This is a genomic window from Pseudomonas sp. USHLN015, assembly GCF_037153275.1.
GTDB classification, from domain to species: Bacteria; Pseudomonadota; Gammaproteobacteria; order Pseudomonadales; family Pseudomonadaceae; genus Metapseudomonas; species Metapseudomonas tohonis.
Window position 1 is genome coordinate 141,370 of sequence record NZ_JBBCKP010000015.1, and the last position, 26,622, is coordinate 167,991.

Genomic DNA, 26,622 nt, shown 5'->3' on the forward strand with positions numbered 1-26,622 from the left:
CCGGCATCCGGCAGACGTTCAAAAAAATTTCGCGGTGCCCCTATCACTTTTCCATCCTGATCCGGCAACAGGTCATTGAGACTTATTTCCTAACAGGAGCCGTTCGCAATGACCTTCGCCTTCCGCCCCGGTTTCCGCCCCGGCCTGCTCGCCGCCGCGATCCTCCTGGGCAGCCTGTCCGCCCAGGCCAGCGCCGACACCCAGCAGTACAAGCTGCCCGCCGCGCCCCTGGCCAGCACCCTCAGCCGCATCGCCAGCGAAGCGGGCATCGTCCTGAGCATCGACCCGAGCCTGACAGCCGGCAAGACAGCACAACCGGTGCAGGGCGAGTATTCGCCGGTCGCCGCGCTCGCTGCCGCCCTCAACGGCAGCGGCCTGCAACTGGTCAGGAGCCCGGCGGGCACCTTCAGCCTGGAGCCCGTGGCTGCAACGGGCATGGCCCTGCCGGCAACCAACATCGATGCCGCCAGCGTCGGCGAAAGCGCCTGGGGCGGCGCCACCGGCTACCTGGCCCAGCGCACCGCCGCCGGCACCAAGACCGACACCGCCCTGGCCGAGACCCCGCGCTCGATCTCCGTGGCCACCCGCGAGCAGATGCAGGACCGCAGCGTCCACAGCCTCGACGACGCGGTGAAGTACATGCCGGGCATCGTCTCCAGCAGCTTCGGCAGCGACACCCGCTACGACTGGATGCGCGTACGCGGCTTCGAGCCGACCCACTTCCTCGACGGCCTGCCGCTGCCCCGTGGCGTGTACGCCAACCCGAAGCCGGAAACCTGGAACCTGGACCGCCTGGCCCTGCTGCGTGGCCCGGCCTCCTCCGTGTACGGCCAGACCCCACCCGGCGGCCTGCTGGACATGGTCAGCCGTCGCCCGAGCGCCGAGACCCGCCATGAGATCGAGGTGCAGTACGGCAGCGACAACCATCGCCAGATCAACTTCGCCAGCACCGGCCAGATCGATGACCAGGGCCAGTTCCTCTACGGCCTGAGCGGTGTGGTGCGCGACAGCGGCACGCAGATCGACCACGTCGACAACAAGCGCTACAACCTCGCCCCCAGCCTGACCTGGAATATCGACCCCGACACCACGCTGACCCTGCTCTCGCAGTTCACCCGCGACGATACCGGCACCACCAGCCAGTTCCGGCCGATCCAGGGCACCAAGATCGACATGCCGTTCGGCAAGATCTCCCACCACAAGAACCTGGGCGATCCGGACTACGACTTCTACGACCGCACCTACTACGCGCTGGGCTACGCCTTCGAGCATCGCTTCAACGACGTCTGGCAGTTCCGCCAGAACCTGCGCTACACCAAGTCCGAGCTGTCGTTCCAGACCGTGACCGTCAACAGCTACATCCCGTCGCTCGCCGGTTTCGGCTATGTGGTCGACGCCAATGGCAACGTCGGTCGCAACAGCACCAACACCGATGAGGACATCAGCCAGTTCGCGGTGGACAACAATTTCCAGGCCGACTTCGCCACCGGCGGCATCGATCACACCCTGCTGCTCGGCCTTGATCACCAGCGCATCGAGACCGACTACATGTCGGTCTTCGGCACCGCCTTCAACGGCTACGCCCCGCCGGACATCAACGTCAACAACCCCGTATATGGCCAGCCGATCGTCCGTCCGCCGCGCTCCCTGGCGTTCTACGACTACAACCAGAAGACCATCCAGACCGGCCTCTACGTCCAGGACCAGATGGCCCTCGACCAATGGCGCCTGACCCTCGGCGGTCGCGAGGACTGGGTGCACACCGGCACCACCTTCCTCAACCAGGGCGACGCCACCAACACCGAGCGCGACAAGGCCTTCAGCGGCAACGCCGCCCTCAGCTACGTGTTCGACTCCGGCTTCACGCCTTACCTGTCGTACGCCGAGTCCTTCCAGCCCACCAGCAACGCCACCGCCTCGCCGACCGACTCGTTCAAGCCCACCGAAGGCAAGCAGTGGGAACTGGGTGTGAAGTACCAGCCGCCCGGCAGCGACATCCTGCTGAGCGCCGCCGTCTACGACCTGACGCAGCAGAACGTCTCGGTCACCAACCGCATCAACGGCACGCCGGTCACCAGCCAGGACGGCGAAGTGAAGGTCAAGGGCCTGGAGCTGGAAGCCGTGGGCAACGTCACCGACAGCCTGAAGCTGATCGCCTCCTACACCCAGGCGAAATCCGAAGTGCAGGACGGCGAGTACAAGGGCAAGCGCCTGCAACTGATGCCTAACCGCCAGGCCTCGCTGTGGGCCGACTACACCTGGCACAGCGGCGTGTTCGACGGCTTCGGGATCGCCGCCGGCGCCCGCTACACCGGCAACACCTTCGGCGACCAGGCCAACAGCGAGCTCGGCTTCGCCAAGTCCTACACCGTGTTCGATGCCGCCGTGCACTACGACCTCGGGCGCCTGGACAGCAGCCTGAACGGCGCGTCGCTGGCGCTCAACGCCACCAACCTGCTGGACAAGGACTACCTCTCCACCTGCGACGGCTACTACTGCTACTACGGTGACGAGCGCAGCGTCGTCGCCAGGGCCACCTACCGGTGGTGACCCCTTCTCCGCAAACCACGCACCACCGAGGCCGCCCGCTGGGTGGCCTCGGGCTTCCGGACGGATCATGAAAACCACCACCCTCCGCCGCTGGTCCTTCGTCCACACCTGGACCAGCCTGATCTCGACGGCCTTCCTGCTGCTCCTGGCGCTGACCGGCCTGCCGCTGATCTTCCACCACGAGATCGACCACCTGCTGGGCGACGCCCCGGTGCTGCGCGAGATGCCGGCGGATGCGCCGCGCCTCGACCTGCAGCAGCTGGTGCAGGCCGCCGAGGCCCACCGCTCCGGCGAGGTGGTGCAGTACCTGGGCTGGGAGGACGACGAGCCCAACGGCGTGGTGGCCATCACCGCTGCCACCGCCGGCACCGAGCCCAACGCCTCCCACACCTTCATGCTCGACGCCCGCAGCGGCGAGCCGGTGGCCATGCCTTCGGCCAACGGCGGCTTCATGATGACCCTGCTGCGCCTGCACGTGGACCTGTTCGCCGGGCTGCCGGGCAAGCTGCTGCTGGCCTTCATGGGCCTGCTGTTCGTGGTGGCGATCGTCTCCGGCGTGGTGCTCTACGCGCCCTTCATGCGTCGCCTGGAGTTCGGCACCGTGCGCCGCGACCGTTCCTCCCGTACCCGCTGGCTGGACCTGCACAACCTGATCGGCATCGTCACCCTCACCTGGGCCCTGGTGGTGGGCGTCACCGGGGTGATCAGCGCCTGCGCCGACCTGGTGATCGCCGCCTGGCGCAACGAGAGCCTGGCCGCCATGGTCGAGCCCTACCGCGACGCCCCGCCACTCACCGACCGCGCCCCGGCCACGCGCCTGCTGGAGATCGCCGCGAAGGCGACGCCGGGCATGGCGGCGGACTTCATCGCCTTCCCCGGCACGCGCTTCTCCAGCGAGCACCACTACTCGGTGTTCATGAAAGGCAGCAGCCACCTCACCTCGCACCTGTGGACGCCGGTGCTGATCGACGCGCGCACCCTGGAGGTGACGGCCGTCGGCGAGCGCCCCTGGTACATGGACGCCCTGGCCATGTCCCAGCCGCTGCACTTCGGCGACTACGGCGGCCGGCCCATGCAACTGCTGTGGGCGACCCTGGACGTGCTGACCATCATCGTGCTCGGCAGCGGGCTCTACCTGTGGTGGGTGCGCCGCCGCGTCCCGGCGCGCCGGCGGGAGACCACGGCATGAACCTGATGCGCATCTTCGCCGTGCCCGCGCTGCTGGCCGCGCTGACCGCCACCGGCCTGGTGGGCGCCCTGCTCGGCGACGGCATCTGGGATGCCCTGGCCTGGGTCGGCCTGGGCATCCCCGCCATCCTCGGCATCCGTCCCTTGCTGCTGCGGCGCTGAGCCACCGGGGAAATTCGCGGCGAACCCTTGGAGCGTGACGGCGTCCATACGTCTGTGTCCCAGATCTGGAGGTCACCATGCTCCGCATCGCCGTAGCGGCCCTGTTCGCCGCCCTGCTCAGCACGACAGCGCTCGCCGCCGAGGTGAAGTACTTCCCCCTGCCGCCGGGCAGCGGCCCGCGCGACGTGGCGCCGGCCACCGATGGCCGTGTCTGGTACACCGCGCAGAAGCTCGGCCTGCTCGGGCTGCTCGACCCCATGACCGGGCAGAGCCTGCAGGTCGCCCTCGGCGCCGGCTCCAGCCCGCGCGGCGTGGTGGTCGGCCAGGACGGCGCGGCCTGGGTCACCGACGCCGGGCTCAATGCCCTGGTGAAGGTCGACCCGGACCGTCTCGCCACCAAGCACTACCCGCTGCCGGGCAACGCCGCCAACGCCGGCCTCAACAGCGCCACCTTCGATCGGGCCGGGATGCTCTGGTTCACCGGGCAGAACGGCTTCTACGGGCGCCTGGACCCGAAGAACGGCGACATCAAGGTCTGGCCCGCCCCCGGTGGCGCCGGGCCCTACGGCATCACCACCACGCCCAATGGCGAGATCTGGTACGCCAGCCTCGACGGCAAGCACATCGCCCGCATCGACGCCGCCTCCGGGCACGCCGAGGTGATCGCCTCGCCCGAGGCGCAGCAGGGCCCGCAACGCATCTGGAGCGATTCGAAGGGCACCCTCTGGGTCAGCGAAAGCGGCAGTGGCAAGCTCAGCCGCTACGACCCCCTGGCCAACGCCTGGAACAGCTGGGCCCTGCCCGGCGACAAGGCCGATGCCCACGCCATGTTCGTCGACGAGCAGGACCGCATCTGGATCAGCGACTTCGCCAGCAATGCCATCCTCCGCTTCAACCCCTTCAGCCAGCGCTTCACGGCCTTCCCCAGCGACCAGGCCAACGCCCGGGTGCTGCAGCTCTCCGGGCGCATCGGCGAAGTCTGGGGCGCGGAATCGGGCCTCGACCGGCTGGTGATGATCAGGGATTGAGCAGCCCACGAACCAACCTGTAGGGGCGAATTCATTCGCCAAGCGGCACGCAGTGCCGCCGTAGGATGGGTAGAGCACCGCGAAACCCATGTATCCCGGCTGAACAGTCCTAGCACCACAGGCATCTCCGTGCCGGGCTTCGATGGATTTCGCTTCGCTCTACGCCATCCTACGGGCCGTGCGTGTACCCGGCCTCCTCCCTGCCTCGGCGCTCTCGTAGGATGGGTAGAGCACCGCGAAACCCATGCTGGGGTCCTAGCACCACAGGCATCTCCGTGCCGGGCATCGATGGGGTTCGCTTCGCTCTACGCCACCCTACGGGTCTTCCCGATCAGAACCGGTAGCTCGCGCTGGTCATCAGGGTGCGCGGGTCGCCGGGCATGATCTGCACGGCGCTGGTGGCGGTGGCGTAGTAGGTCTTGTCGGCGATGTTGGTCAGCGCGGCCTTGAGGTCCCACTGCTCCAGGCGGTAGCCGAGCATGGCGTCCCAGCGGCCGTAGCCCGGTAGCGCGACGGTGTTGGCGTTGTCGGCATAGCGGTCGCCGACCAGGGTCAGGCCGGTTTCGCCATACAGGCCCTGCTCCGGCTTCCAGCTGAGGAACAGGCTGCCGTTGCGTTCGGCCACATCGCCGATGCGCTTGCCTTCCAGGCCGTTGTTGTCCTTGACGATCTCCGCGTCCTGCAGGCCGATGCCGCCGCGCAGGTACCAGTGGCTGTAGAGGCGGCCGCTGGCGGTCAGCTCGATGCCGCGTGAGCGCTGCAGGCCGGAGAGGATGAAGTTGCCCGGGTTCAGCGGGTCGGAGGTGCGGCGGTTGTACAGCTCGATCTCGTAGACGGCCAGGGTGGTGCTGAGGCTGTCTTCCAGCCAGTCGCTCTTCACGCCCACTTCGTACTGGCGGGTGTGTTCAGGGCCGGTGTCGTTGGTGTTGGTGGTCGCGCCGGCGGTGACGCCGATCAGGCCGCCGCCGACCGGGGAGTAGGTCTTGCTGTAGGAGGCGTAGAAGGAGTGGTCGAGCAGGGGCGTCCAGACCACGCCGACGCGCGGGCTGAAGCTGTCGTCCACCTGCTGCTCGCTGCGGCGGGTGAGGCGGTTCTGCGAGTCCACGTCGAAGTGGTCGTAGCGCAGGCCGAACAGCACCTGCCACTGCTCGTTCAGGGTCACCTGGTCCTGGATGTACAGGGCGCGGCTGTCGATGCGGTGCTGGGCGTCGCTGCTGGCGACCATGCGCCCGGTCTGCTGGCGGGTGGTGTCGGGGTTGAAGATGTCCAGCGAGGGCGCGGCGTTCGCGGCGCCGGTGGCGTTGGTGTAGAGCTTCGGGTCGCGGTGCTGGTTGCCCAGCTCCAGGCCGGTGAGCAGGCGGTGCTCGAGGCCCGCAGTGTGGAACAGCCCCTCCAGCTCCAGGTTGCTGAAGATGTTGCGGGTGGTCAGGTCCTGCTGCCAGCGGGCGCGGCCCACGGTACGGGCGGCGGCGTTGACGCTGGTGACGTAGGTGTTGTCGAAGTCGCTGTCGAGCTTGAACACGCCCAGGGTCTGGCGCAGTTGCCAGTCGGCGTTGATGTCGTAGGTCAGGCGCGAGCGCAGGGACTGTGCCTTGTCGTCGATGTAGTCGCGCTGCAGGTCGCTGTAGACGGTGTCGCGGCCGACGTCCGCCGGGTGCCCATTGAGCCCGGGGATGCCGCGATCCGGGGTGCGGCGGTGGCGGCTGTATTCGTATTGCACCAGCCAGTTGAGATCGGGGCTGAGCTGCCAGCTCATGGATGGCGCGAACAGCTGGCGGCTGGAGTCGACGCCCTTGCGGAAGCTGTTGGCGTCCTGCTCGCCCATGTTCAGGCGCAGGGAGATGTTCTCGCTGGGGTCGGTGCTGAGGTCGGCATAGAGGCTGCGGAAGTCCTGGCTGCCCAGCTGCGCTTCCAGGGTGGAGGCCAGCCCGGCCTGGGGCTGCTTGCTGATGCGGTTGACCAGGCCACCCTGGCTGCCCCGGCCGTAGAGCACCGCCGCGGGGCCCTTGAGCACCTCGATGCGCTCGATGTTGTGCAGGTCGCGGGTGTACTGGCTGTCGTCGCGGATGCCGTCGAGGTAGAAGTCGTTGCTGGCGTCGAAGCCGCGGATGCGCAGGCCGTCGAAGCGGGTGTCACTGGCGTCGCTGACGTTGGGCAGGCCGGCGAGGGCCTGGGCGATGTTGCGGGTGCCGTAGCTGAGCACATCCTCGGTGCGCACCGTGTCGATCGCCTGGGGCACGTAGCGCACCGGGGTGGCGGTGCGCGTGGCGGTGGAGACCTCTTTCACCCTCGAGTCCTGGCTGCGCTTGCCGTCGACTTCGATGGCGGGCAGCTCGGTGGCGGCCATGGCCAGCGGCGACAGCAGCAGGGAGGCCAGGCTCAGGGCCAGGGGTGAAAGGGCAGGCAGTTTGGCAGGGGTCGACATGGGGCAGGTCCGCATCCTGGTGGAGAGTAAAAGAATCGGTTGCGGATGATATTTATTTTCATTTGATCTTTATAGTCATTTGCATCGAAATATTTACAAGACACTGACATTCCCTCGTCCTCTCTCCTCCTTCTGCTTCCTCGCACCGCTCCAGGCCACGCCGTCCCTGGCATGCGTCCTTCATCGGGCCTGGCGCCGCGCTTGCCCGGTGGGCTCCTGGCGGCCCGGCCAGGGCTCGAAACCGATCACCACGCCCTGCCTTTCCGCCCGGTAGCCGGGAAACAGTTCGGCGATCCGGGCCGCCAGGCGTCGGCTGGCGGCACGCTCTTCATGCAGTTCACCGCGCATCACGGCTGTCCTCCTCTTCGTCACGGCGCCGGTACCACAGGCGGAAGAACCCGGCCGCCAGCAACAGGGCGCCCTGGGAGAGCGCCACGCACAGCTGCAGGAAGGAGTTCACCGAGGGGTTGTTGCGCGGGTCGATGACGCCGGTCAGCGCATGCCAGAAGGACTCGGGCAGCACCATCAGCGCCAGGTTGGCCACCGGCTTGCCGGTGATCAGCCAGAGATCGATGAAGCCGAAATTGCCGGCGAACATCAGGCCGCCGAGTATCAGTACCGAGACCACCAGGCCAAGGGCGAAGCAGGCTGTGAATTGCACCATTGCACGCATCGTTTCTTCCTCCTGAAGGGCGCGGCGGTGGCCGCGCCCGGGGTTATCAGCCCTGGACCTGGGCGGGTTTGACGGCACCGACGCCGTACCAGTCGAGCTTGCGGGTCAGCACCATCACGCAGGCCAGCAGGCCGAACACCAGCAGCGAGCCCATCAGCAGCGCGTAGTCCTCGGCGCTGAGCAGGCCGTAGAGCATCCCGTAGAGCGCCGCCAGCCCGGCGGTGAAGCCTGCGCCACGCGCCCAGCTGTGCAGCACGTGGCTGACGTAGAAGCCCACCAGCAGCACGCAGGCCGCTGCGGAAAGCGAGTAGGCCAGGGCGAACTCCAGGTGCTCGGACAGCGACAGCAGCAGCAGGTAGAAGAACGCCAGGGCCAGGCCCACCAGGGCGTACTGCACCGGGTGCACCGCCAGGCGCTTGAGTACTTCCACGAGGAAGAAGCCGGCGAAGGTCAGGCAGATGAACAGCAGGGCGTACTTGATGGCGCGGTCGGTCTTCAGGTACTGGTCCACGGGGTCGACGAAGCTGACGCCGAACACCTTGCTGTTGAAGGCCTCGCACCGCTCGGCGTAGGCACAGTTGGCCAGGGCCGCTTCCATGTCGGTGGCGAAGAAGCTGGTTTGCCAGCGGGCGCTGAAGCCGTCGTCACGCACCTCGCGCTCGGCGGGCAGGAACTCGCCGACGAAGCTCGGATGCGGCCAGCCGGACTTCAGCTCCACCTGGCTGTCGCGCCCCACCGGGGTGATGCTCAGCGACTCGGTGCCCTGCAGCTTGAGGTCGAAGCCGAAGTCGAGGTTCTGCACTTCGCCCGCCTGCAGGTTCGGCAGCGGCACATGCACGCCGCCGGGCAGGACCGGGTCGCCGCTGCCGGGCTGGAAGTCGAAGCTGCGGCCGTTGAGCTCCAGCTTCAGCGCATTGCTGATGCCACGTATGTCGCTGATGCCCACCGCCAGGAAGGGCGCCTCGAAGCGGTAGTCGGCCAGCCCTTCCCCGATGCCGTAGTTGGCCGGCAGCAGGAACTGCCCGGTGATGCGGCTATCGCTCTTGTACAACCGCGCCTGGTAGATGCCCCGGGCACGCAGCTCGGTGTCCACCTCGCCAGCCAGGCGCAGGCGCTCCGGCAGGAAGAACAGGCGGCTGCGTTCCTCTTTCTCGTCGAGGTAGCGCTGGCCGGTCTTCTCGTTGGTCTTCCACTCACGGATCACGCGGCGGTAAGGCACCACCAGGATCGGCCCCGTCACCTGCTGGCTGTAGCTGGAGCTCTGGGCGATGTTCTCCAGCACGCCGTTGCGCGCCTGCTGACGCTCGTCGATCAGGCCGTCGATCATCAGAAGCGGAATCAGCAGCAACAGGATCAGCAGGGCGATGGCACCCAGCTTGAAACCCAGGGTACGGGTCATCTCGGACTCTCCTCATGTGTTCTCGATGGGGAAAGTCTGGGGAATGCCCGAGGTGGGGTTATGGGGAGAATGTGGAGTTTGTGTGGGGATTGGGTGGAGAGGGGGGATCGCTCATGCGGGGATCGCAGGATGGGTAGAGCGAAGCGAAACCCATCAGCGAAGTCGGGCGTTGCCCCATGGGTTTCGCTTCATTCGCAGAACGCCGCCCGGCCCACCCTACGAGGTGCCCGATAATTCGTAATGCGCGAGACGGAACACCGCCCGGTGGATGGGTGAAGCGTCATCCACCCTACAGGCCCATTCGCGAATGAATTCGCTCCCACAAGGGGCCGGCGTCCACATCCAGCGATCAGCACGACCCGCGGATGTAGTCCTCCAGGTGGTGGATCAGGCTTTCCTGCTCGGCGGTGATGTCGCGTACCAGGTCGCGGATGGACAGCAGCCCGATCACCTTGCCGTCGTCCAGCACGGGCAGGTGGCGCAGGTTCTTCTCGGTCATCAGCTGCATGCAGAACTGGTTGCTGTCCTTCGGGCCGACCACGAAGAGGTTGGAGGTCATGATCTCCTGCACTTCGGTGCCGTAGGAGGAACGGTCCTTGGCGGCCACGCGGCGCACGTAGTCGCGCTCGGTGACGATGCCCACCAGCTCGTCACGCTCCATCACCAGCACCGCGCCGATGCCTTTCTCGGCCATCAGCTCGGCCGCCTCCAGCACGGTGGTGGTGGGGTCGACGCGGTAGATGGTCGTGTGGGGCTTGCCCCGCAGTATTTCGGCGACGCTCTTCATTGGCTGCTCCCGGTTTCTCGTTGTTATGTGCACCGCGTTCCATGCACGGCGACGGTTTGAGAATAGTCAATTGTGGGCACCCGCAAGACGCGGCAGAATCGCCGCCAGTCGGGCCTCCCGGCCCTTTGGAAAAGGACGTTCCCATGCTCCCCCGCAAGACCCTCTTTGCCCTCACCGCCCTCTCGCTGCTCATGCTCGGCGGTTGCTCCAGCAAGAGCTATGTCACGCCCAGCCATGGCGTTCCCCTGGCCGGCATCGACGACGCCGATATCGAAGAGCTGTTCAGCAAGAAACCTGCCAGCCCCTTCCCGGCGCAGTTGAGCATCGTCCGTGTCACGAGTACCTATCGGGACGGGTTCGAGGTGGTGCAAACCCGCGACATCGAGTCCGACGCCGATCTGGCGCGCATCGCCGAACAGCCGCTGATCAGCCAGACCGCGCCCCTGAGCCGCCTGCTGGTTCCCAGCGACATGAAGAGCCTGAAGGACCTGCGCCTGCCCGCCGCGCGCATGCGTTCGGACCTGCTGCTGGTCTACACCGTGGACACCACCTTCTATGTCGACAGCACCCCGCTGGGTCCGCTGACCGCCGTTTCGCTGGGCTTCCTGCCCAACCACCAGGCGCATGTCACCGCCACCGTCGCCGGCATCCTGGTGGATGTGCGCAGCGGCTACATCTACGGCTCCACCGAGGCCACCGCCCAGGAAGAACAGCGCTCCAGCACCTGGTCCACCGAAGACGCGGTGACCGAGTCGAAGAGCCGCGCCGAGAAGGCCGCGTTCGCCCGCTTCAGCGAAGGCTTCCCGGCGTTCTGGAAGGGTGTGACCGCGAAGTACGCCAAGAGCGCACCGGCCACGGCGGAGTGATTCCTCCGCACTGAGGTGGATCACGCGGAGTCGCCCCGGCGAAGCGCCTGGAGGGCTCCGCCGGTGGATGGAAGAGCGCCATCCACCCCGCATCCCGCCGGACACCGCGCCGAAACGGGCGCACCACAATGGTGCCTGAGCGAAGTCAGGCCGCCGGCAGGCGCAGCCGCACTTCCACGCCGCCGTCGAGGTTGCAGACCTGCAGGCTGCCACCGTGCAGCTGCGCCACTTCCTGGACGAAGTTGAGCCCCAGGCCGGTGCTCTTGCGGCCGCTGCCGGGGCGCGGCAGGGAATAGAAGCGCTCGGTGAGGCGCGGCAGGGCATAGTCGGGAATGGCCTCGCCCTGGTTGTACAGGCGCAGGTCCAGCTCATGGCCGTCGCGGCTCGCGGCGATGCGGATCAGGCCGCCCGCCGGAGTGAAATCCAGGGCGTTGTCCAGCAGGTTGGCCAGCGCCTGGCGCAGCAGGAAGCGTTCGCCCGATGCCTCCAGGCCGATGTTCACCGCATTCTCGATGCGCAGCCCGGCGGCCTCGATGCGCGCCGCCTGGGCCTGCAGCAGGTCTTCCACCATCGGTGCCAGGGGCACCGGTACGCGCTCCTCCAGGCCCTGGCGCTGCTCGACCTGGGCCAGGTACAGCAGGCGTTCGATCAGTTGCTGCAGGCGCGCGCTCTCGCCGCTGATATTGGCCACGAAGCGCTGGCGCTGCGCCGGGGGCATCTCGCCCTCCAGCAGTTCCGCCGCACCGCGGATGGCCGCCAGGGGGCTCTTCAGCTCGTGGGTCAGGGTGTGCACGTAGCGCTCGACATAGGCCTTGCCCTCCAGCTCGGTGCGCATGCGTTCGACGGCCCGGGCCAGTTGTGCCAGCTCGCCGCCGCGCAGGGTGGGCAGCTCGGCGCGCTGGCCCTCGCTGACGGCCTGGGCGTAACGGGTGAGGCGGCGCAGGGAGCCGCTGAGCCACCAGGACAGCAGCCCGCCGATCAGCAGGCCGAGGACGATGAGCCCGGCACCGAGCCAGGCCAGGCGCATCTGCGAGCGGTAGATGTAGGGCTGCAGCGAGCGGTTGGGCTTGGCCACCGAGACCACGCCTATGATCTGGCCGTTGTCGCGGATCGGCGCCGCCACGTACATCACCGAGGAGTCCGGGTCGCTCGGGTCCTCGCGCGTGGAGCGCGCGCCGTACTGGCCGCGCAGGGTCAGCAGCACGTCGTTCCAGCCGGAATAGTCCTGGCCCACGGCCAGGCCGCTGGAATCCAGCAGCACGCGGCCTTTGGCGTCGGTGACGTAGATGCGGTGGTTCACCTCGGTCTTGCGCACGCCCCAGATCTCGGCGCCGGGCTGGCGCTTGCCGTAGGCCTTGAGCAGCTCGGGCAGGTTGCTCTGGCCCAGGGTGCCGTCGCGCACCGGGTCGCGGAGGATCTCGGCCAGCAGGTTGGCGGTGTCCACCAGGGTCTCTTCGGTGGACTGGCGCACGCCGGGGCGGATCTCGTCCATCACCGTGCTCAGCACGAAGTAGCCGGCCAGGCCGACGAAGAGGAAGTACACCAGGAAGATGCGGACGCCGAGCGGCATGGCGGGGCTCCGGTCAGGCGCTGGGGTCGTAGCTGTAGCCGAGGCCGCGATGGGTCTGGATCGGCTCGGCCTCGGCGTTCACCTGGCGCAGCTTGGCGCGCAGGCTCTTGATGTGGCTGTCGATGCTGCGCTCGTAGCCGGCATCGCTGGCCACGCCCACCGAATCGAGCAGCTGCTCGCGGCTGAACACCCGCTCGGGCTGCGCCAGGAGCGTCTGCAGCAGGCGGAACTCGTGGCGGGTGAGGCTCAGGAGCTGGCCCAGGTAGTGGATGCGGAAGCGCTCGACGTCGACCACGAAGGGGCCTTCGGCAGGCGCCGCGACCGGGGCGGGCGCGGCCTCGCGCGGGGCGGTGCGCTTGAGGATGGCGCGCACCCGGGCGGCCACCTCACGCGGGCTGAAGGGCTTGACCACGTAGTCGTCGGCGCCGATCTCCAGGCCGACCACGCGGTCGATCTCGGCGTCGCGGGCGGTGAGGAAGATCACCGGCACCTCGGAGAAACGCCGCAGGCGCTTGCAGGCTTCGAAGCCGCTGATGTCGGGCAGGCCGACATCGAGGATGACCAGGTCGAAGGGCTCGCGCGCCAGCAGCTCCAGGGCCTCGCCGGCCAGGCTCGACCAGGTGACGCCGAAACCGTCGGCCTGCAGGGCATAGACCAGGGTATCGGCGATGGCCGCTTCGTCTTCGACAATCAGGATGTTGGGCATGGCGTCCGTGCAGGCGGGGAAATAGCCGGCACGGTGCCGCAGGCCTCGGGCGGCGTCAATCCCGCCGAGGCCGTCACCTCAGCCGGCGCGGCTCAGCACTGGGGCTTGCCGGCGGTGAACTTGCGCCCCGGGTAGATCGCGGCGCGGAACTCGCGCAGGGCCTTGGCGCCGATCAGCAGCGGGTAGTTGAAGCTGCTGCGGTCGGTGAGGTTGACCTCGACGGTGCGCTTGGTGTCGCCCAGGCACATCTCCATCTCGATCACCGGGCGCTTGGTCGGGTCGGCCTTCTCGCCTTCGTCGTCCTCTTCGTCGCCGGCTTCCTCGGCGCGCGTCTTGATCTTGCTGATGCGCGCCAGGCGGTGCTCGTAGAGGGTGTCGTCGGCGTCCTTGGTGGCCAGGCGGAAGCGCACCCAGTCCTCGCCGTCGCGCTCGAAGCGCTCGATGTCCTTGGCCGACAGCGAGGCGGTCAGGGCACCGGTGTCCATCTTGGCCTTGAGGGTCTGGCCGATCTCCGGCAGGCGGATGTATTCGTAGCGGCCATAGAGCTCGGGGTCCTCGGCGGCGAAGGCCGGCAGGGCGACCAGGGTCAGCAGGGCTAGGAAGCGTTTCAACGGGTTGTCCTCGAATCAGGGTGCAGGGAGTAGGACTGGATGGCCGCCCATTCGTTCGCGTCACTTCGCCTTGGCGGGCGGCAGGCGCTCGCCGCCCCAGAGGGCGTCGAGATTGCGGAAGCCCCAGTCTTCCGGGGCTTCGCGGCCGATGATACGGTCGCGGCCGTCGAGGGCCGAAAGGTCGATGATCTCCTGGGGGATCGGCACCTTGGAGCGCGCGGAGAAGAACACCTTGACCCGGGGCAGCAACAGTGAGCGGGCGTTCTGGTCGATCACCACGCCGAGGCGGCCGCTCTCCAGGCGCACCAGGGAGCCTGTGGGGTAGATGCCGACGGTCTTGACGAATGCCTGGAACACCTGGGGGTCGAAGTGCCCCTTGGTCCACTCGGCCATCTTGTGCAAGGCCTCGGCCGGGGCCCAACCCTTCTTGTAGGGGCGGTCGGAGGTGATGGCGTCGTACACGTCGCACACCGCCCCCATGCGCGCCAGCAGGCTGATCTGCTCGCCGCCCAGGCGATGGGGGTAGCCGCTGCCGTCGAACTTCTCGTGGTGGTGCAGGCAGACATCCAGAACCAGCGCACTGACCTGGCGGCTGTCGATGAGCATGCGCGCGCCGGCTTCGGGGTGGTAGCGCACCGTGGCGAACTCGGCGTCGGTGAGGGCGCCGGGTTTGTTCAGCAGGTCCAGCGGCACGGCCATCTTGCCGATGTCGTGGAGCAGGCCGGCCAGGCCCGCCTCGCGTACCAGGGCTTCGCTGAGCTGCAGCTGGCGCGCCAGGGCGATCATCAACGCGCAGACGGCGACCGAGTGCATGTAGGTGTATTCGTCGGAGCGCTTCAGCCGCGCCAGGCTGATCAACGCGTTGGGGTGACGCAGCACCGAGGTGGTGATGGATTCCACCAGTTCGGCGGCGTGGCCCAGTTCGATGGCGTGGCCGAGGCGGGCGTCCTTGAACATCTCCATCACCGCCTCGCGGGAGCGGGCGCAGAGCTGCACCGCGCGGGACAGCTCCTCTTCCATGGTCGCCGGGCTCACCACCACAGGTGGCGCCTTGGCGGCCTCCAGCAGGCGCGCCTGGGCTTCCTGCTGCACCTGTTCGGCGGTGCTCCCGCCATTGGCGGAGCCCGCGTCGCTGTCCAGGCCCCTGGACGTGTCTATCCACACCTCGGTGACGGCGCTGTCGAGGATGCGGGCGAGGTCCTTTTCGGATTTCAGCAGGAAGCTGCTCTTCCAGAAGGGGTGGTCCATCCATGAACCGCATAATTCCTGGACGTACATGCCCAGGCGCAGGTCGGACACAGCGATCTTCTTGAGCACGATGACCACTCGATGGAAATACGCGAATGCGGCCCCATCATGCCTGATGGCCAGCTGCCAGGACAGCCACCCGAACGGGACTTTCGCACCCCGTCACGTCTTGGCAAGCGAGGCCCGCTGCGTATCATGGCAGCGCCACCCACAGGCCAAGGAGCCGAGGACCTATGCGGGCGCTGCTGACCGGTATCACCACCATCCTGCTCATCCTGATCAACACCCTGGTGCTGATCGGCCCCATGCTGCTGATCGCCCTGCTGAAGCTCGTGCTGCCGGGCCAGGCGCTCAAGGACGCCTGTTCCCGCGCGGTGATGTGGATCGCCGAGACCTGGGCCGAGAACGACAAGCGCATCTTCGCCCTGCTCACCCCCACCGCCTGGGACATCCGTGGCGGCGACGGCCTGCGCGGCGACACCTCCTACCTGGTGGTCTCCAACCACCAGTCCTGGGTGGACATCCCCGCGCTGGTGCAGGCCTTCAACCGCAAGACGCCCTACTTCAAGTTCTTCCTCAAGAAGGAGCTGATCTGGGTGCCCTTCATCGGCCTCGCCTTCTGGGCGCTGGACTACCCCTTCATGAAGCGCTACTCCAAGGCCTTCCTCGACAAGCACCCGGAGATGAAGGGCAAGGACCTGGAGATCACCAAGGCCGCCTGCGAGAAGTTCAAGCGCCTGCCGGTGACCGTGGTGAACTACCTCGAGGGCACGCGCTTCACCCCGGCCAAGCAGGCCCAGCAATCCTCGCCCTATCGCCACCTGCTCAAGCCCAAGGCCGGCGGCGTCGCCTTCGTGCTCGCCGCCCTGGGCGAGCAGCTCGATGCCATGCTCGACGTCACCCTGATCTACCCCGGCAAGGAGGTGCCCGGCTTCTGGGCCCTGGTGTCCGGCCAGGTGCCACGGGTCATCGTCGACATCCAGACCCGCGACATCGATCCCTCGCTGTGGCAGGGCGACTACGAGAACGACCCGCAATTCCGCCAGCACATCCAGGACTGGGTGACCCGCCTCTGGGCCGAGAAGGACGCGCGCATCGAGCAGCTGCGCGGTGAACTGCAGGGCTGAACCGGCCACCGCCGCCCTCCCTCGGCATTTTCCGACGAAACGGCACAGCCCCCTTGAGCACTGGCTCAGGGGGCGGCGCAGCCGCGCGCTAGACGGCCATGGGATTGGCCGCGAAGGGGCCGGCCGTGTTTATATTGAACACTCGATCAATTTAAAAGGAACCTCGACGCCCTCTTCCGTTTCTCATCAGGCGCGTGCCTGAACCTGCGTCAAAGGAGCATTTCTTGCCGACCCCCTCCCCCTTCCGCCACGGGGCCGCCCGACCATGAGCGTGCCCAATCCCCCCGGCAGCCTGCCGCTGCGCATGAACACGCCCGTCCTGCTGGGATCGGCGGGCTTCGTCCTGATCTTCGGCCTGGTGGTCGCGATCTTCACCGAGCAGGCCGGCGCCTGGTTGCTGCAGGCCCAGGCCTGGGCCGCCAACAGCGTGGGCTGGTACTACCTGCTGGCCATGACCCTTTACCTGGTGTTCGTGGTCGTCACCGCGCTGTCCGGCTACGGCAAGATCAAGCTCGGCGCCGACCACGACGAGCCGGAATTCAGCTACCTGTCCTGGGCCGGCATGCTGTTCGCCGCCGGCATCAGCATCACCCTGTTCTTCTTCTGCGTCTCCGAGCCGCTGACCCACCTGCTGCAACCGCCGCAGGGCGAGGCCGGCGGGCCCGAGGCCGCGCGCCAGGCGATGCAGTTGCTGTTCCTGCACTGGGGCCTGCACGGCTGGGGCGTGTTCGCCCTGGTGGCGATGGCCCTGGCCTATTTCGCCTACCGCCACAACCTGCCGCTGGCGCTGCGCTCGGCGCTCTACCCGCTGATCGGCAAGCGCATCAACGGCCCCATCGGCTACACGGTGGACGCCTTCGGCATCATCGCCACGGTGTTCGGCCTGGGCGCGGACATGGGCTTCGGCGTGCTGCACCTGAACGCCGGCCTCGACTACCTGTTCGGCATCCCTCACAACCAGTGGATCCAGGTGCTGCTGATCGCCCTGATGATGGGCGCGGCGGTGCTGGTGGCGGTGAGCGGCGTGGAGAAGGGCGTGCGGGTGATGTCCGACGTCAACATGCTGCTGGCCTGCTCGCTGCTGCTGTTCGTGCTCTTCGCCGGGCCCACCCAGCACCTGCTGAACATGCTGGTGCAGAACGTCGGCGACTACCTCAGCGCCGTGCCGGCCAAGAGCTTCGACCTCTATGCCTGGAACAGCCCCTCCGGCTGGCTGGGAGACTGGACGGTGTTCTACTGGGCCTGGTGGATCGCCTGGGCCCCCTTCGTGGGGCTGTTCATCGCGCGCATCTCGCGCGGGCGCACCATCCGCGAGTTCGTCTTCGGCGTGCTGTTCATCCCCCTCGGCTTCACCCTGGCGTGGATGTCGATCTTCGGCAACAGCGCCCTGGAACTGGTGCTCGGCCACGGCATGACCGAGCTCGCCGTCGGCGCCATCGAAGACCCGTCGATGGTGATCTACAAGCTGCTGGAAACCTACCCGTGGAGCCGCGCGGTGATCGCCGTGACGGTGTTCGTCAGCTTCGTGTTCTTCGTCACCTCCGCCGATTCCGGCACCGTGGTGCTCTCGACCCTCTCCGCGCGCGGGGGCGAGGAAGGCGAGGACGGGCCCAAGTGGCTGCGGGTGTTCTGGGGCGCGATGACCGCCCTGATCACCAGCGGGCTGTTGTTCGCCGGCAGCATCGACGCCCTGAAGTCGGCGGTGGTGCTGACCTCCCTGCCCTTCTCGCTGATCCTCCTGCTGATGATGTGGGGCCTGCACAAGGCCTTCTACCTGGAGTCCCAGCGCCAGCGTGCGCGCCTGCACTCCCTGGCGCCGCTGGACCAGCGACCGCGCAAGGGCGGGTGGCGCCAGCGTCTCAGCCAGGCCGTGCACTTCCCCTCGCGGGACGAGGTGTACCGCTTCATGGAGCAGCAGGTGCGCCCGGCCATGGAGGCGGTCGCCGAGCAGTTCCGCGAGAAGTCGCTGCGGGTGGAGACCGAGCTGGACCCGGCCAACGCCAGCCTCAGCCTGGAAGTCGGCCACGGCGAGGAAACGCCCTTCCTCTACCGGGTGGTGATGCGTGGCTACTTCACGCCCTCCTTCGCCGTCGCCGGGCTGGACGCGCGCAACCTGCGCAACCGCCGCTACTACCGCGCCGAGGTGCACCTGGCCGAAGGCAGCCAGGACTATGACCTGGTGGGCTACAGCCGCGAACAGATCATCAACGACATGCTCGACCAGTACGAACGTCACCTGCAGTTCCTGCACCTGGTGCGCTAGCTAGGAAGCCCGGGCTACGGAGCAGTCCGTAGGATGGGTAGAGCCCCGCGAAACCCATCGCTCCGAGGTGATGGGTTTCGCTTCGCTCTACCCATCCTGCGTCCGGCCTTCGGGTGCGAGGCCAGGTGCCCCCCGCCTTCCCCCATAAAAAAGAGGAGCCCAAGGGCTCCTCGAAAACAGGTACCGCAACGTAGCAGGCGCGGTACCGGGGGTTGGCGGGTGGGTCAGGCGGCGCTGAACAGCTTGTGCGGGTCGATGACGAATTTCTTCGGCACGCCGGCGTCGAACTCGCCGTAGCCACGGGGCGCGTCGTCCAGGCTGATCACCTGCACGCCGACCACTTCGGCGATGTTGATGCGGTCCCACATGATCGCCTGCATGAGTTGGCGGTTGTACTTCATCACCGGGGTCTGGCCGGTGTGGAAGCTGTGCGACTTGGCCCAGCCGAGGCCGAAGCGGATGCTCAGGCTGCCCAGCTTGGCGGCAGCATCCACCGCGCCCGGGTCCTCGGTGACGTAGAGGCCAGGGATGCCGATCTTGCCGGCGACGCGCACCACCCCCATCAGCGAGTTGAGCACCGTGGCCGGCGCTTCGTGCTGGGCGCCGGCATGGCCATGGCCTCGTGCTTCGAAGCCCACGGCGTCCACCGCGCAATCCACTTCCGGCTCGCCCAGCAGGGCGGCGATCTGCTCGTGCAGCGGGGTGTCCTTGGACAGGTCGGCGATCTCGAAGCCCTGGGCCTTGGCATGGGCCAGGCGTACCGGGTTGACGTCACCGACTATGACCACCGCAGCCCCCAGCAGGCGCGCGGACGCGGCAGCGGCGAGGCCGACCGGGCCGGCACCGGCGACGTAGACGGTGGAGCCCGGGCCGACGCCGGCGGTGACCGCGCCGTGGTAGCCGGTGGGCAGGATGTCGGAGAGGCAGGTCAGGTCGCGGATCTTCTCCATGGCCTTATCGCGGTCCGGCAGCTTCAGCAGGTTGAAGTCGGCATAGGGCACCAGCACGTACTCGGCCTGGCCACCGGTCCAGTCGCCCATGTCGACGTAGCCGTAGGCGCCACCGGCGCGGGCCGGGTTGACGGTGAGGCAGACGCCGGTGTGCATCTCCTTGCAGGAACGGCAGCGGCCGCAGGCGACGTTGAAGGGCACGGAGACCAGGTCGCCGATCTTCAGATTCTCGACATCGCTGCCCTTCTCGATCACCTCGCCGGTGATCTCGTGGCCGAGCACCAGGCCGACCTGGGCGGTGGTACGGCCGCGCACCATGTGCTGGTCCGAGCCGCAGATATTGGTGGATACCACGCGCAGGATGACCCCGTGCTCGATCTTGCGACCGCGCGGGTCCTGCATCTTGGGATAGTCGATCTTCTGTACCTCGACCTTGCCTGCGCCGAGATAGACGACACCACGATTACCAGACATGCATGAATCTCCTTTGTTGTTGTGGATACAAAGGCGCGGCCTGGGCCACGCGGCCTTGTACTGGAGCTTGTGTCTGTTGCCGGAGCCGCCGATGAACCTTGGCAGGGCGGTTTCCGCAAGCTGTAGCCCGGACTCGAGTCCGGGGTCGGGCACGCGCCCGGGCTGGAGCCCGGGCGACGTCTGTTGGTTCAGAGCACCACGGTGCGGTTGGCGTTGAGGAACACCCGGCGCTCGATGTGCAGGCCCACGGCCTTGGCCAGGGTCAGGCACTCGATGTCGCGGCCCTTGGCGATCAGGTCCTCGGGGTAGTGGGCGTGGTCCACCGGCTCCACGCCCTGGGCGATGATCGGGCCCTCGTCGAGGTCGTTGTTGATGTAGTGGGCCGTGGCCCCCACCAGTTTCACGCCCTTTTGGTACGCCTGGTGGTAGGGCTTGGCGCCCTTGAAGCCGGGCAGCAGCGAGTGGTGGATGTTGATCGCCCAGCCGTCCAGGCGGCGGCACAGCTCGGGGGACAGCACCTGCATGTAGCGGGCGAGCACCACCAGTTCGGCGCCGGTTTCCTCGATCACCTGCAGGACGCGCCGCTCCTGGGCGGGCTTGTCGTTGGGGTCGAGGGGGAAATGGTGGTAGGGGATGTCGTGCCAGCGCGCCAGAGGCTCCAGGTCGGGGTGGTTGGACACCACCGCCACCACGTCCATGGCCAGCTGGCCGATGCGCTGGCGGTAGAGCAGGTCGTTCAGGCAGTGGTCGGCCTTGCTGACCATCAGCACCACCTTGGCGCGGTAGCTCGGCGGGGTCAGCTCGACCTGCATGTCGAAGGGCGCCACGCGCTCGGCCAGGGCGGCGCGGAAGCCCTGCTCCTCGAAGCCGTCGGGCTGGCGGAACTCGATGCGGATGAAGAAGCGCGCGGAGAGACGGTCATCGAAGGAATGGTGCTCGGTGACGTAGCAACGCTGCTCGTAGAGGAAGCGCGTCACCGCGTCCACGGTGCCCAGCACGCTGGGGCAGTGGGCGGTGAGAATCCAGGTATCGGGGGTGCGGCTCATGTCGGGACCTCGGTAATCCACGCTATCCGGGGCGTAGGGTGGATGACGCTTCACCCATCCACCTTCGCTGTCCTGCGGTGGACGAGAACGGCCTCGTCCACCCTGCCTTCAGGCCTTGATCGCCAGCCCGTACTCGGCGCTGGCGTCCTGCAGCCAGAGCCAGAAGTAGTCCGAGAAGCTGCGGCGGATCAGCAGTTCCCAGGTTTCCTCGCCGGTGTGGCGGATCACCAGTTGCGACTTGGCGAAGGTGGTGCCCACCGCCTTGCCCACCGGGAAGTTGCTCGGGTGCACGTCGTAGGGCGTGGACTTCATCAGCACCTCGCGCACCTTGGGTCCGCTCAGCTCGAGCACGGTCTGCCCGCCGCTGACGTTGATCACCGCGTGGTGCAGCCCCGCCAGGGCTTCACGCAGGCGCTGCTCGGCGGCGAACTCCTCGCCACGGGGGAGGATCAGCAGCCACTCGTCCGGCGACAGCCATTGCAGGGACGTCTCGCCGCTGGCCACCAGGGTCAGCGCCACGGGCAGCTCCAGGCCCAGGGCCTTGTGCACGCCACCGGCGAAGGCCGGGTCACGGGCATCGCCACGCAGCACCAGGTGCCCGAGCAGCTTCTTCTCGCGCAGGGTGACGCCGGCACCGCCGGGCTTGCCCAGGGCGCCCTTGCCGGCCAGCTCGTCGAGCCCGGCATGGAACAGCGGCGACTCGCCGGCCAGTTCGTCCGGACGCTGCTTGTACACGTTCACTGCGCTCATTTCTCACCTGCCTGGTGCACGCCGGCACCGTCGAATTCCATGGTCTCGGCCTGCTGCTTACACATTCTGGCGCTCCCCTTTCGGGTCGTAGAACACCGAGCTGACGATCTCCGCCTCGATCACGCTGCCGTCCGCCAGCGGGGCGAAGACCTTCTGGCCCATGCGTTTGAGGCCGCCCCGCACCACCGCGAGGGCGAAGGAATACCCCATCGCCGCGCTCATGTAGCTGGAGGTGACGTGGCCGACCATGGTCATGGGGATCGACTGCTTCGGGTCGAACACCAGCTGCGAGCCTTCCGGCAGCACCTTGTTCGGGTCCAGGGGCTTGAGGCCCACCAGCTGCTTGCGGTCTTCGCGCAGGCAGTCCTCGCGGTTCATGCCGCGCCAGCCGATCCAGGAGAAGCTCTTGTTGCGCCCGACCGCCCAGCCCATGTCGAGGTCATCCGGCGTGACGGAGCCATCGGTGTCCTGGCCGACGATGATGAAACCCTTCTCGGCCCGCAGCACGTGCATGGTCTCGGTGCCGTAGGGGGTGAGGTTGTACTTCTTGCCGGCCTCGATGAGTTTTTCCCAGACGCCGGCCGCGTAGTCGGCCTGGACGTTGACCTCGTAGGACAGCTCGCCGGTGAAGGAGATGCGGAACACCCGCGCCGGCACGCCGCCGACCAGGCCTTCCTTCCAGCTCATGAAGGGGAAGGCGTCCTTGTCCAGGTCGATGTCGGTGACCTCGGCCAGCAGCTTGCGGCTGTTGGGGCCGGACAGGGTCATGGTGGCCCAGTGGTCGGTGACCGAGGTGAAGTACACCTTGAGCTCCGGCCATTCGGTCTGGTGGTAGATCTCCAGCCATTCGAAGATGCGCGCGGCACCGCCGGTGGTGGTGGTCATCAGGAAGTGGTTGTCGGCGAGGCAGGCGGTCACGCCGTCGTCCATCACCATGCCGTCTTCCTTGCACATCAGGCCGTAGCGGGCCTTGCCCACGTCCAGCTTGGTCCAGGCGTTGGTGTAGACGCGGTTGAGGAACTCGCGGGCGTCCGGGCCCTGGATGTCGATCTTGCCCAGGGTGGACGCGTCGAGGATGCCCACGCTCTCGCGCACGGCCTTGCACTCGCGGGCCACGGCGGCGTGCAGGTCCTCGCCACTCCTGGGGAAGTACCAGGGGCGCTTCCACTGGCCGACGTCCTCGAACTCGGCGCCATTGGCCAGGTGCCAGCGCTGCATGGCGGTGTAGCGCTTGGGCTCGAACAGGTGCCCGCAGTGGCGGCCGGCGACGGCGCCGAAGGCCACGGGGGTGTAGTTCGGGCGGAACATGGTGGTGCCCATTTCCGGGATGCTGATGCCCAGCGAACGGGCGGCGATGGCCAGGCCGTTGATGTTGCCCAGCTTGCCCTGGTCGGTGCCGAAGCCCAGCGCGGTGTAGCGCTTGACGTGCTCGACCGACTCGAAGCCCTCGCGGGTCGCCAGCTCGATGCCGGCGGAAGTGACGTCGTTCTGCAGGTCGACGAACTGCTTCGGCGCACGCGCGGTGGACTTGTCGTGGGGCACCTGGAACAGCGCCAGGGTGGCCTCCTCGTGGCGCTTCTCGGCCTTCGGCAGGGTGCCGGTGACTTCCTTGAAGCCGGCCTCGGCGGCCGCCTTGGCGCCCGCCTCGAAGCCGTCGGCCAGGGTGTCGCCCAGGGCGAACACGCCGTTCACGGCACCGGCGCAGATGCGCTTCTGGAAGCCGCCCTCGCCAGGCACGAAGGCCAGGATGTCCTCGCGCCAGGTCGGCTTGCCGCCCAGGTGGGAGGCCAGGTGCACCACGGGGCTGTAGCCGCCGGAGCTGGCGATCAGGTCGCAGTCGACCACCTCGCCGGGGCTGGTGACCTTGTGCGCCTTGACGTCGATGGCGCAGATGCGTGCACCGGTCACGCGCTTGCTGCCACGGGCCTCGATCACGGCGCTGCCGGTGAGGATGCGCACGCCACGGGCGCGGGCCTCTTCGACCCAGGCGCCACGGGGGTTGCTGCGGGCATCGGCCACGGCGACCACTTTCTGCCCGGCGTCGAGCCAGTCCAGCACCAGGCGGTAGGCGTAGTCGTTGTTGGTGGACAGCACCAGCTCCTTGCCCGGCGCCACGCCGTAGCGGCGCACGTAGGTGGAGACGGCGCCGGCGAGCATGTTGCCCGGCACGTCGTTGTTCGAATACACCAGCGGGCGCTCGTGGGCACCGGCGGCCAGCACCACGCGCTTGGCACGGACGCGGTGCACGCGATGGCGGGCCTGGCCCATGGGCGCGGTCTCGCCGAGGTGATCGGTGAGGCGCTGGTGGATGGTGAGGAAGTTGTGGTCGTGGTAGCCGTTGACCGTGGCGCGCGGCAGCAGGGTCACTTCCGGCAGCGTCTCGAGTTCGGCGATGGCCTGCGCCACCCATTCGGCGGCGGGCTTGCCGTCGAGGGTCTCGCGGGTGTCGAGCAGGCTGCCGCCGAACTCTTCCTGTTCGTCGGCGAGGATCACCCGTGCACCACTGCGGCCAGCGGCCAGGGCGGCGGCCAGGCCGGCGGGGCCGGCACCCACCACCAGCACGTCGCAGTGGCGGTTCATGTGGTCGTAGATGTCGGGGTCGTTCTCGGTCGGCGCGCGACCGAGGCCGGCGGCCTTGCGGATGTACTTCTCGTAGGTCAGCCAGAGGTTCTGCGGGTACATGAAGGTCTTGTAGTAGAACCCGGGCGGCATCATCTGCCCGCCGACCTTGCCGAGGATGCCCATCAGGTCGGTGTTGACGCTCGGCCAGCCGTTGGTGCTGCCGGCCACCAGCCCGGCGTAGAGCGCCTGCTGGGTGGCGCGCACATTGGGCACCTGGGTGGCGGGCGTGGAGCCGATCTGCAGGATGGCGTTGGGCTCTTCGGCACCGGCGGCGACGATGCCGCGCGGACGGGAGTACTTGAAGCTGCGGCCGACGATGTCGACGCCATTGGCCAGCAGCGCGGCGGCCAGGCTGTCGCCGGCGTAGCCCTGGTAGCTCTGCCCGTTGAAGGTGAAGGTCAGGGGCTGGCTGCGGTCGATGCGGCCACCCTTGGAAAGACGGTTGGGCTGGCTCATGCCGTTACTCCTTGGTCCACGGCTTTCTTCTCCTGGGGCCCGGCTTCGGTGATGGCAGGGCGCTCACCGACCTTGTAGGTCTCGAGGATTTCGTAGGTCACGGTGTGGCGGGTGACGTTGAAGTACTTGCGGCAGCCGGCCGCGTGCACCCACAGCTCGTGGTGGATGCCGCGCGGGTTGTCGCGGAAGAAGATGTAGTCGCCCCACTGCTCGTCGGTGCAGGCGTTGGGGTCCAGCGGGCGCGGGATGTGCGCCTGGCCCTTGGCGTGGAATTCCTCTTCGGAGCGCAGCTCGCCACAGTGGGGGCAGAAGATGTGCAGCATGGCGGGTCTCCTTAGTGAGCCACGGCAGCGGCGCCGTGCTCGTCGATCAGTGCGCCGTTGTGGAAACGTTCGATGGAGAAGGGCTTGGCCAGCGGGTGCATCTCGCCCTTGGCCAGGCTCGCCGCGAACACGTGGCCGGAACCGGGGGTGGCCTTGAAGCCGCCAGTGCCCCAGCCGCAGTTGAAGAACAGGTTCTTCACCGGCGTCTTGGCGATGATCGGGCAGGCGTCGGGGGTGGTGTCGACGATGCCGCCCCACTGGCGGTTCATGCGCACGCGCGAGAGCACCGGGAACATCTCGACGATGGCCTGCAGGGTGTGCTCGATGGTCGGGTAGGAGCCGCGCTGGCCGTAGCCGTTGTAGCCGTCGATGCCGGCACCGATGACCAGGTCGCCCTTGTCGGACTGGCTGATGTAGCCATGCACGGCGTTGGACATGATCACGCTGTGGATGACCGGCTTGATCGGCTCGGACACCAGCGCCTGCAGCGGATGGGATTCCAGCGGCAGTCGGAAGCCGGCGAGCTTGGCCATGTGCCCGGAGTTGCCGGCGGTGACCACGCCGACGCGCTTGGCGCCGATGAAGCCGCGGTTGGTCTCGACGCCGATCACCACGCCGTCCTGCTTGCGGAAGCCGATCACTTCGGTGTTCTGCAGCAGGTCGACGCCCAGGGCGTCGGCGGCGCGGGCATAGCCCCAGGCCACGGCGTCATGGCGGGCCACGCCGCCACGGCGCTGCACGGTGGAGCCCAGGACCGGGTAGCGGGTGTTCTTGCTGCAGTCGAGGTAGGGGATCTCCTCGGCCACCTGCCTGGCGTCCAGCAGCTCGCCATCGATGCCGTTGAGGCGGTTGGCGCTCACGCGGCGCTCGGAGTCGCGCAGGTCCTGCAGGGTGTGGCAGAGGTTGTAGACGCCACGGGCGGAATACATGACGTTGTAGTTGAGGTCCTGGGAGAGGTTCTCCCAGAGCTTCATCGCATGCTCGTAGAGGTGCGCCGACTCGTCCCACAGGTAGTTGGAGCGGACGATGGTGGTGTTGCGCGCGGTGTTGCCGCCGCCCAGCCAGCCCTTCTCGACCACTGCGACGTTCTTCACGCCGAATTCCTTGGCCAGGTAGTAGGCCGTGGCCAGGCCATGGCCGCCGCCGCCGACCACGATCACGTCATAGACCGGCTTGGGCGTGGGGTTGCGCCACATGCGCTGCCAGTTCTCGTGGTGGCTCAGGGAATGCTTGAACAGGCCGAAGCCGGAATAACGTTGCATGCGCGTGCTCCTGGATCAGCGGTACACGGGGAAATCGGCGCAGAGGCCCGCCACCTGCCTGGCGACCTGGGCCTCGACATCGGCGTCGCCGAGGTGGTCGAGGATGTCGCAGATCCAGCCGGCCAGCGCGACGCTC

General features: G+C 67.6%; 23 protein-coding genes. 7 read left to right on the forward strand and 16 right to left on the reverse strand.

Annotated elements, in window-relative coordinates; translation table 11 throughout:
- Nucleotides 1-108: 108 nt before the first annotated feature.
- From WFQ67_RS26965 to WFQ67_RS26980, 4 genes are all read left to right on the forward strand, one after another.
- Entirely contained in the window at nucleotides 109-2,550 is a 2,442-nt protein-coding gene (locus WFQ67_RS26965; protein WP_213628101.1) for a TonB-dependent siderophore receptor, read from the forward strand.
- A gap of 67 nt (nucleotides 2,551-2,617) precedes the next feature.
- Nucleotides 2,618-3,739, forward strand: a complete 1,122-nt coding sequence (locus tag WFQ67_RS26970) for a PepSY-associated TM helix domain-containing protein (RefSeq protein ID WP_213628099.1) — start codon at nucleotides 2,618-2,620, stop codon at nucleotides 3,737-3,739.
- Entirely contained in the window at nucleotides 3,736-3,900 is a 165-nt protein-coding gene (locus tag WFQ67_RS26975; protein WP_213628097.1) for a hypothetical protein, read from the forward strand. The genes WFQ67_RS26970 and WFQ67_RS26975 overlap by 4 nt, the downstream gene beginning before the upstream one ends.
- A 77-nt stretch (nucleotides 3,901-3,977) precedes the next feature.
- A complete protein-coding gene (locus WFQ67_RS26980) occupies nucleotides 3,978-4,928 on the forward strand; it encodes a Vgb family protein (RefSeq protein ID WP_213628095.1) in 951 nt (316 codons plus the stop codon).
- A gap of 331 nt (nucleotides 4,929-5,259) precedes the next feature.
- Here the strand turns inward: WFQ67_RS26980 and WFQ67_RS26985 are convergent, their stop codons facing one another.
- From WFQ67_RS26985 to WFQ67_RS27005, 5 genes are all read right to left on the reverse strand, one after another.
- The gene (locus WFQ67_RS26985) at nucleotides 5,260-7,335 is read right to left on the reverse strand and encodes a TonB-dependent receptor (RefSeq protein WP_337058697.1); all 2,076 of its coding nucleotides are present in this window, start codon (nucleotides 7,333-7,335) and stop codon (nucleotides 5,260-5,262) included.
- A gap of 198 nt (nucleotides 7,336-7,533) precedes the next feature.
- Complete coding sequence (locus WFQ67_RS26990) at nucleotides 7,534-7,701, reverse strand: hypothetical protein (RefSeq protein ID WP_173177495.1); 168 nt, start codon at nucleotides 7,699-7,701, stop codon at nucleotides 7,534-7,536.
- Nucleotides 7,691-8,017, reverse strand: coding sequence for a hypothetical protein (locus tag WFQ67_RS26995; protein ID WP_244862973.1), 327 nt, complete (start codon nucleotides 8,015-8,017; stop codon nucleotides 7,691-7,693). The genes WFQ67_RS26990 and WFQ67_RS26995 overlap by 11 nt, the downstream gene beginning before the upstream one ends.
- A 55-nt stretch (nucleotides 8,018-8,072) precedes the next feature.
- Nucleotides 8,073-9,425, reverse strand: a complete 1,353-nt coding sequence (creD, locus tag WFQ67_RS27000) for a cell envelope integrity protein CreD (RefSeq protein WP_213628091.1) — start codon at nucleotides 9,423-9,425, stop codon at nucleotides 8,073-8,075.
- A 349-nt stretch (nucleotides 9,426-9,774) separates the two neighbouring features.
- The gene (locus WFQ67_RS27005) at nucleotides 9,775-10,212 is read right to left on the reverse strand and encodes a CBS domain-containing protein (protein ID WP_021217056.1); all 438 of its coding nucleotides are present in this window, start codon (nucleotides 10,210-10,212) and stop codon (nucleotides 9,775-9,777) included.
- Between the two features lie 143 nt (nucleotides 10,213-10,355).
- Between WFQ67_RS27005 and WFQ67_RS27010 the strand changes: the two genes are divergently transcribed.
- Nucleotides 10,356-11,078, forward strand: a complete 723-nt coding sequence (locus tag WFQ67_RS27010; protein ID WP_213628082.1) for a hypothetical protein — start codon at nucleotides 10,356-10,358, stop codon at nucleotides 11,076-11,078.
- A gap of 145 nt (nucleotides 11,079-11,223) precedes the next feature.
- On the opposite strand, the gene creC is transcribed toward WFQ67_RS27010, so the two are convergent.
- From creC to WFQ67_RS27030, 4 genes are all read right to left on the reverse strand, one after another.
- Nucleotides 11,224-12,648 carry a two-component system sensor histidine kinase CreC gene (gene creC, locus WFQ67_RS27015; protein WP_337058693.1) on the reverse strand — a complete coding sequence of 475 codons (1,425 nt, stop codon included), beginning with the start codon at nucleotides 12,646-12,648 and terminating at the stop codon, nucleotides 11,224-11,226.
- Between the two features lie 13 nt (nucleotides 12,649-12,661).
- Entirely contained in the window at nucleotides 12,662-13,354 is a 693-nt protein-coding gene (gene creB, locus WFQ67_RS27020) for a two-component system response regulator CreB (RefSeq protein WP_263152294.1), read from the reverse strand.
- 92 nt (nucleotides 13,355-13,446) lie between these two features.
- Entirely contained in the window at nucleotides 13,447-13,965 is a 519-nt protein-coding gene (gene rloA2 / locus WFQ67_RS27025; protein ID WP_213628076.1) for a retropepsin-like aspartic peptidase RloA2, read from the reverse strand.
- Between the two features lie 60 nt (nucleotides 13,966-14,025).
- The gene (locus tag WFQ67_RS27030) at nucleotides 14,026-15,282 is read right to left on the reverse strand and encodes an HD-GYP domain-containing protein (protein ID WP_213628075.1); all 1,257 of its coding nucleotides are present in this window, start codon (nucleotides 15,280-15,282) and stop codon (nucleotides 14,026-14,028) included.
- A 164-nt stretch (nucleotides 15,283-15,446) separates the two neighbouring features.
- Between WFQ67_RS27030 and WFQ67_RS27035 the strand changes: the two genes are divergently transcribed.
- Together WFQ67_RS27035 and betT are read left to right on the forward strand one after the other, a co-directional pair.
- Entirely contained in the window at nucleotides 15,447-16,340 is an 894-nt protein-coding gene (locus WFQ67_RS27035) for an acyltransferase (RefSeq protein ID WP_173177479.1), read from the forward strand.
- 304 nt (nucleotides 16,341-16,644) lie between these two features.
- On the forward strand, nucleotides 16,645-18,603 hold the full coding sequence (gene betT / locus WFQ67_RS27040) for a choline transporter BetT (protein ID WP_337058698.1): 1,959 nt from the start codon (nucleotides 16,645-16,647) through the stop codon (nucleotides 18,601-18,603).
- Between the two features lie 224 nt (nucleotides 18,604-18,827).
- Here the strand turns inward: betT and fdhA are convergent, their stop codons facing one another.
- From fdhA to WFQ67_RS27075, 7 genes are all read right to left on the reverse strand, one after another.
- Nucleotides 18,828-20,027, reverse strand: a complete 1,200-nt coding sequence (gene fdhA, locus WFQ67_RS27045; protein WP_173177477.1) for a formaldehyde dehydrogenase, glutathione-independent — start codon at nucleotides 20,025-20,027, stop codon at nucleotides 18,828-18,830.
- A 188-nt stretch (nucleotides 20,028-20,215) separates the two neighbouring features.
- A complete protein-coding gene (gene purU, locus WFQ67_RS27050) occupies nucleotides 20,216-21,073 on the reverse strand; it encodes a formyltetrahydrofolate deformylase (protein WP_213628073.1) in 858 nt (285 codons plus the stop codon).
- A 108-nt stretch (nucleotides 21,074-21,181) separates the two neighbouring features.
- Nucleotides 21,182-21,823 carry a sarcosine oxidase subunit gamma gene (locus WFQ67_RS27055; RefSeq protein WP_173177473.1) on the reverse strand — a complete coding sequence of 214 codons (642 nt, stop codon included), beginning with the start codon at nucleotides 21,821-21,823 and terminating at the stop codon, nucleotides 21,182-21,184.
- A 57-nt stretch (nucleotides 21,824-21,880) separates the two neighbouring features.
- Entirely contained in the window at nucleotides 21,881-24,901 is a 3,021-nt protein-coding gene (locus WFQ67_RS27060) for a sarcosine oxidase subunit alpha (RefSeq protein WP_337058695.1), read from the reverse strand.
- On the reverse strand, nucleotides 24,898-25,224 hold the full coding sequence (locus tag WFQ67_RS27065; RefSeq protein WP_213628069.1) for a sarcosine oxidase subunit delta: 327 nt from the start codon (nucleotides 25,222-25,224) through the stop codon (nucleotides 24,898-24,900). The genes WFQ67_RS27060 and WFQ67_RS27065 overlap by 4 nt, the downstream gene beginning before the upstream one ends.
- 11 nt (nucleotides 25,225-25,235) lie before the next feature.
- A complete protein-coding gene (locus WFQ67_RS27070) occupies nucleotides 25,236-26,486 on the reverse strand; it encodes a sarcosine oxidase subunit beta family protein (RefSeq protein WP_173177467.1) in 1,251 nt (416 codons plus the stop codon).
- A 15-nt stretch (nucleotides 26,487-26,501) separates the two neighbouring features.
- Nucleotides 26,502-26,622 (reverse strand): hypothetical protein (locus WFQ67_RS27075; RefSeq protein WP_337058699.1); only part of this gene is annotated, 121 nt, incomplete at its 5' end.

Excerpts from the sequence above, each read along its gene's own strand:
- WFQ67_RS26995 (WP_244862973.1), bottom strand. The coding sequence starts at position 8,017 with ATGGTGCAATTCACAGCCTGCTTCGCCCTTGGCCTGGTGGTCTCGGTA.
- WFQ67_RS26970 (WP_213628099.1), top strand. The coding sequence starts at position 2,618 with ATGAAAACCACCACCCTCCGCCGCTGGTCCTTCGTCCACACCTGGACC.
- betT (WP_337058698.1), top strand. The coding sequence starts at position 16,645 with ATGAACACGCCCGTCCTGCTGGGATCGGCGGGCTTCGTCCTGATCTTC.
- purU (WP_213628073.1), bottom strand. The coding sequence starts at position 21,073 with ATGAGCCGCACCCCCGATACCTGGATTCTCACCGCCCACTGCCCCAGC.
- WFQ67_RS27055 (WP_173177473.1), bottom strand. The coding sequence starts at position 21,823 with ATGAGCGCAGTGAACGTGTACAAGCAGCGTCCGGACGAACTGGCCGGC.
- WFQ67_RS26975 (WP_213628097.1), top strand. The coding sequence starts at position 3,736 with ATGAACCTGATGCGCATCTTCGCCGTGCCCGCGCTGCTGGCCGCGCTG.
- WFQ67_RS27060 (WP_337058695.1), bottom strand. The coding sequence starts at position 24,901 with ATGAGCCAGCCCAACCGTCTTTCCAAGGGTGGCCGCATCGACCGCAGC.
- fdhA (WP_173177477.1), bottom strand. The coding sequence starts at position 20,027 with ATGTCTGGTAATCGTGGTGTCGTCTATCTCGGCGCAGGCAAGGTCGAG.
- WFQ67_RS26980 (WP_213628095.1), top strand. The coding sequence starts at position 3,978 with ATGCTCCGCATCGCCGTAGCGGCCCTGTTCGCCGCCCTGCTCAGCACG.
- creB (WP_263152294.1), bottom strand. The coding sequence starts at position 13,354 with ATGCCCAACATCCTGATTGTCGAAGACGAAGCGGCCATCGCCGATACC.
- creC (WP_337058693.1), bottom strand. The coding sequence starts at position 12,648 with ATGCCGCTCGGCGTCCGCATCTTCCTGGTGTACTTCCTCTTCGTCGGC.
- WFQ67_RS26990 (WP_173177495.1), bottom strand. The coding sequence starts at position 7,701 with ATGCGCGGTGAACTGCATGAAGAGCGTGCCGCCAGCCGACGCCTGGCG.
- WFQ67_RS26965 (WP_213628101.1), top strand. The coding sequence starts at position 109 with ATGACCTTCGCCTTCCGCCCCGGTTTCCGCCCCGGCCTGCTCGCCGCC.
- WFQ67_RS27065 (WP_213628069.1), bottom strand. The coding sequence starts at position 25,224 with ATGCTGCACATCTTCTGCCCCCACTGTGGCGAGCTGCGCTCCGAAGAG.
- WFQ67_RS27070 (WP_173177467.1), bottom strand. The coding sequence starts at position 26,486 with ATGCAACGTTATTCCGGCTTCGGCCTGTTCAAGCATTCCCTGAGCCAC.
- WFQ67_RS27035 (WP_173177479.1), top strand. The coding sequence starts at position 15,447 with ATGCGGGCGCTGCTGACCGGTATCACCACCATCCTGCTCATCCTGATC.
- WFQ67_RS27010 (WP_213628082.1), top strand. The coding sequence starts at position 10,356 with ATGCTCCCCCGCAAGACCCTCTTTGCCCTCACCGCCCTCTCGCTGCTC.
- WFQ67_RS27005 (WP_021217056.1), bottom strand. The coding sequence starts at position 10,212 with ATGAAGAGCGTCGCCGAAATACTGCGGGGCAAGCCCCACACGACCATC.
- creD (WP_213628091.1), bottom strand. The coding sequence starts at position 9,425 with ATGACCCGTACCCTGGGTTTCAAGCTGGGTGCCATCGCCCTGCTGATC.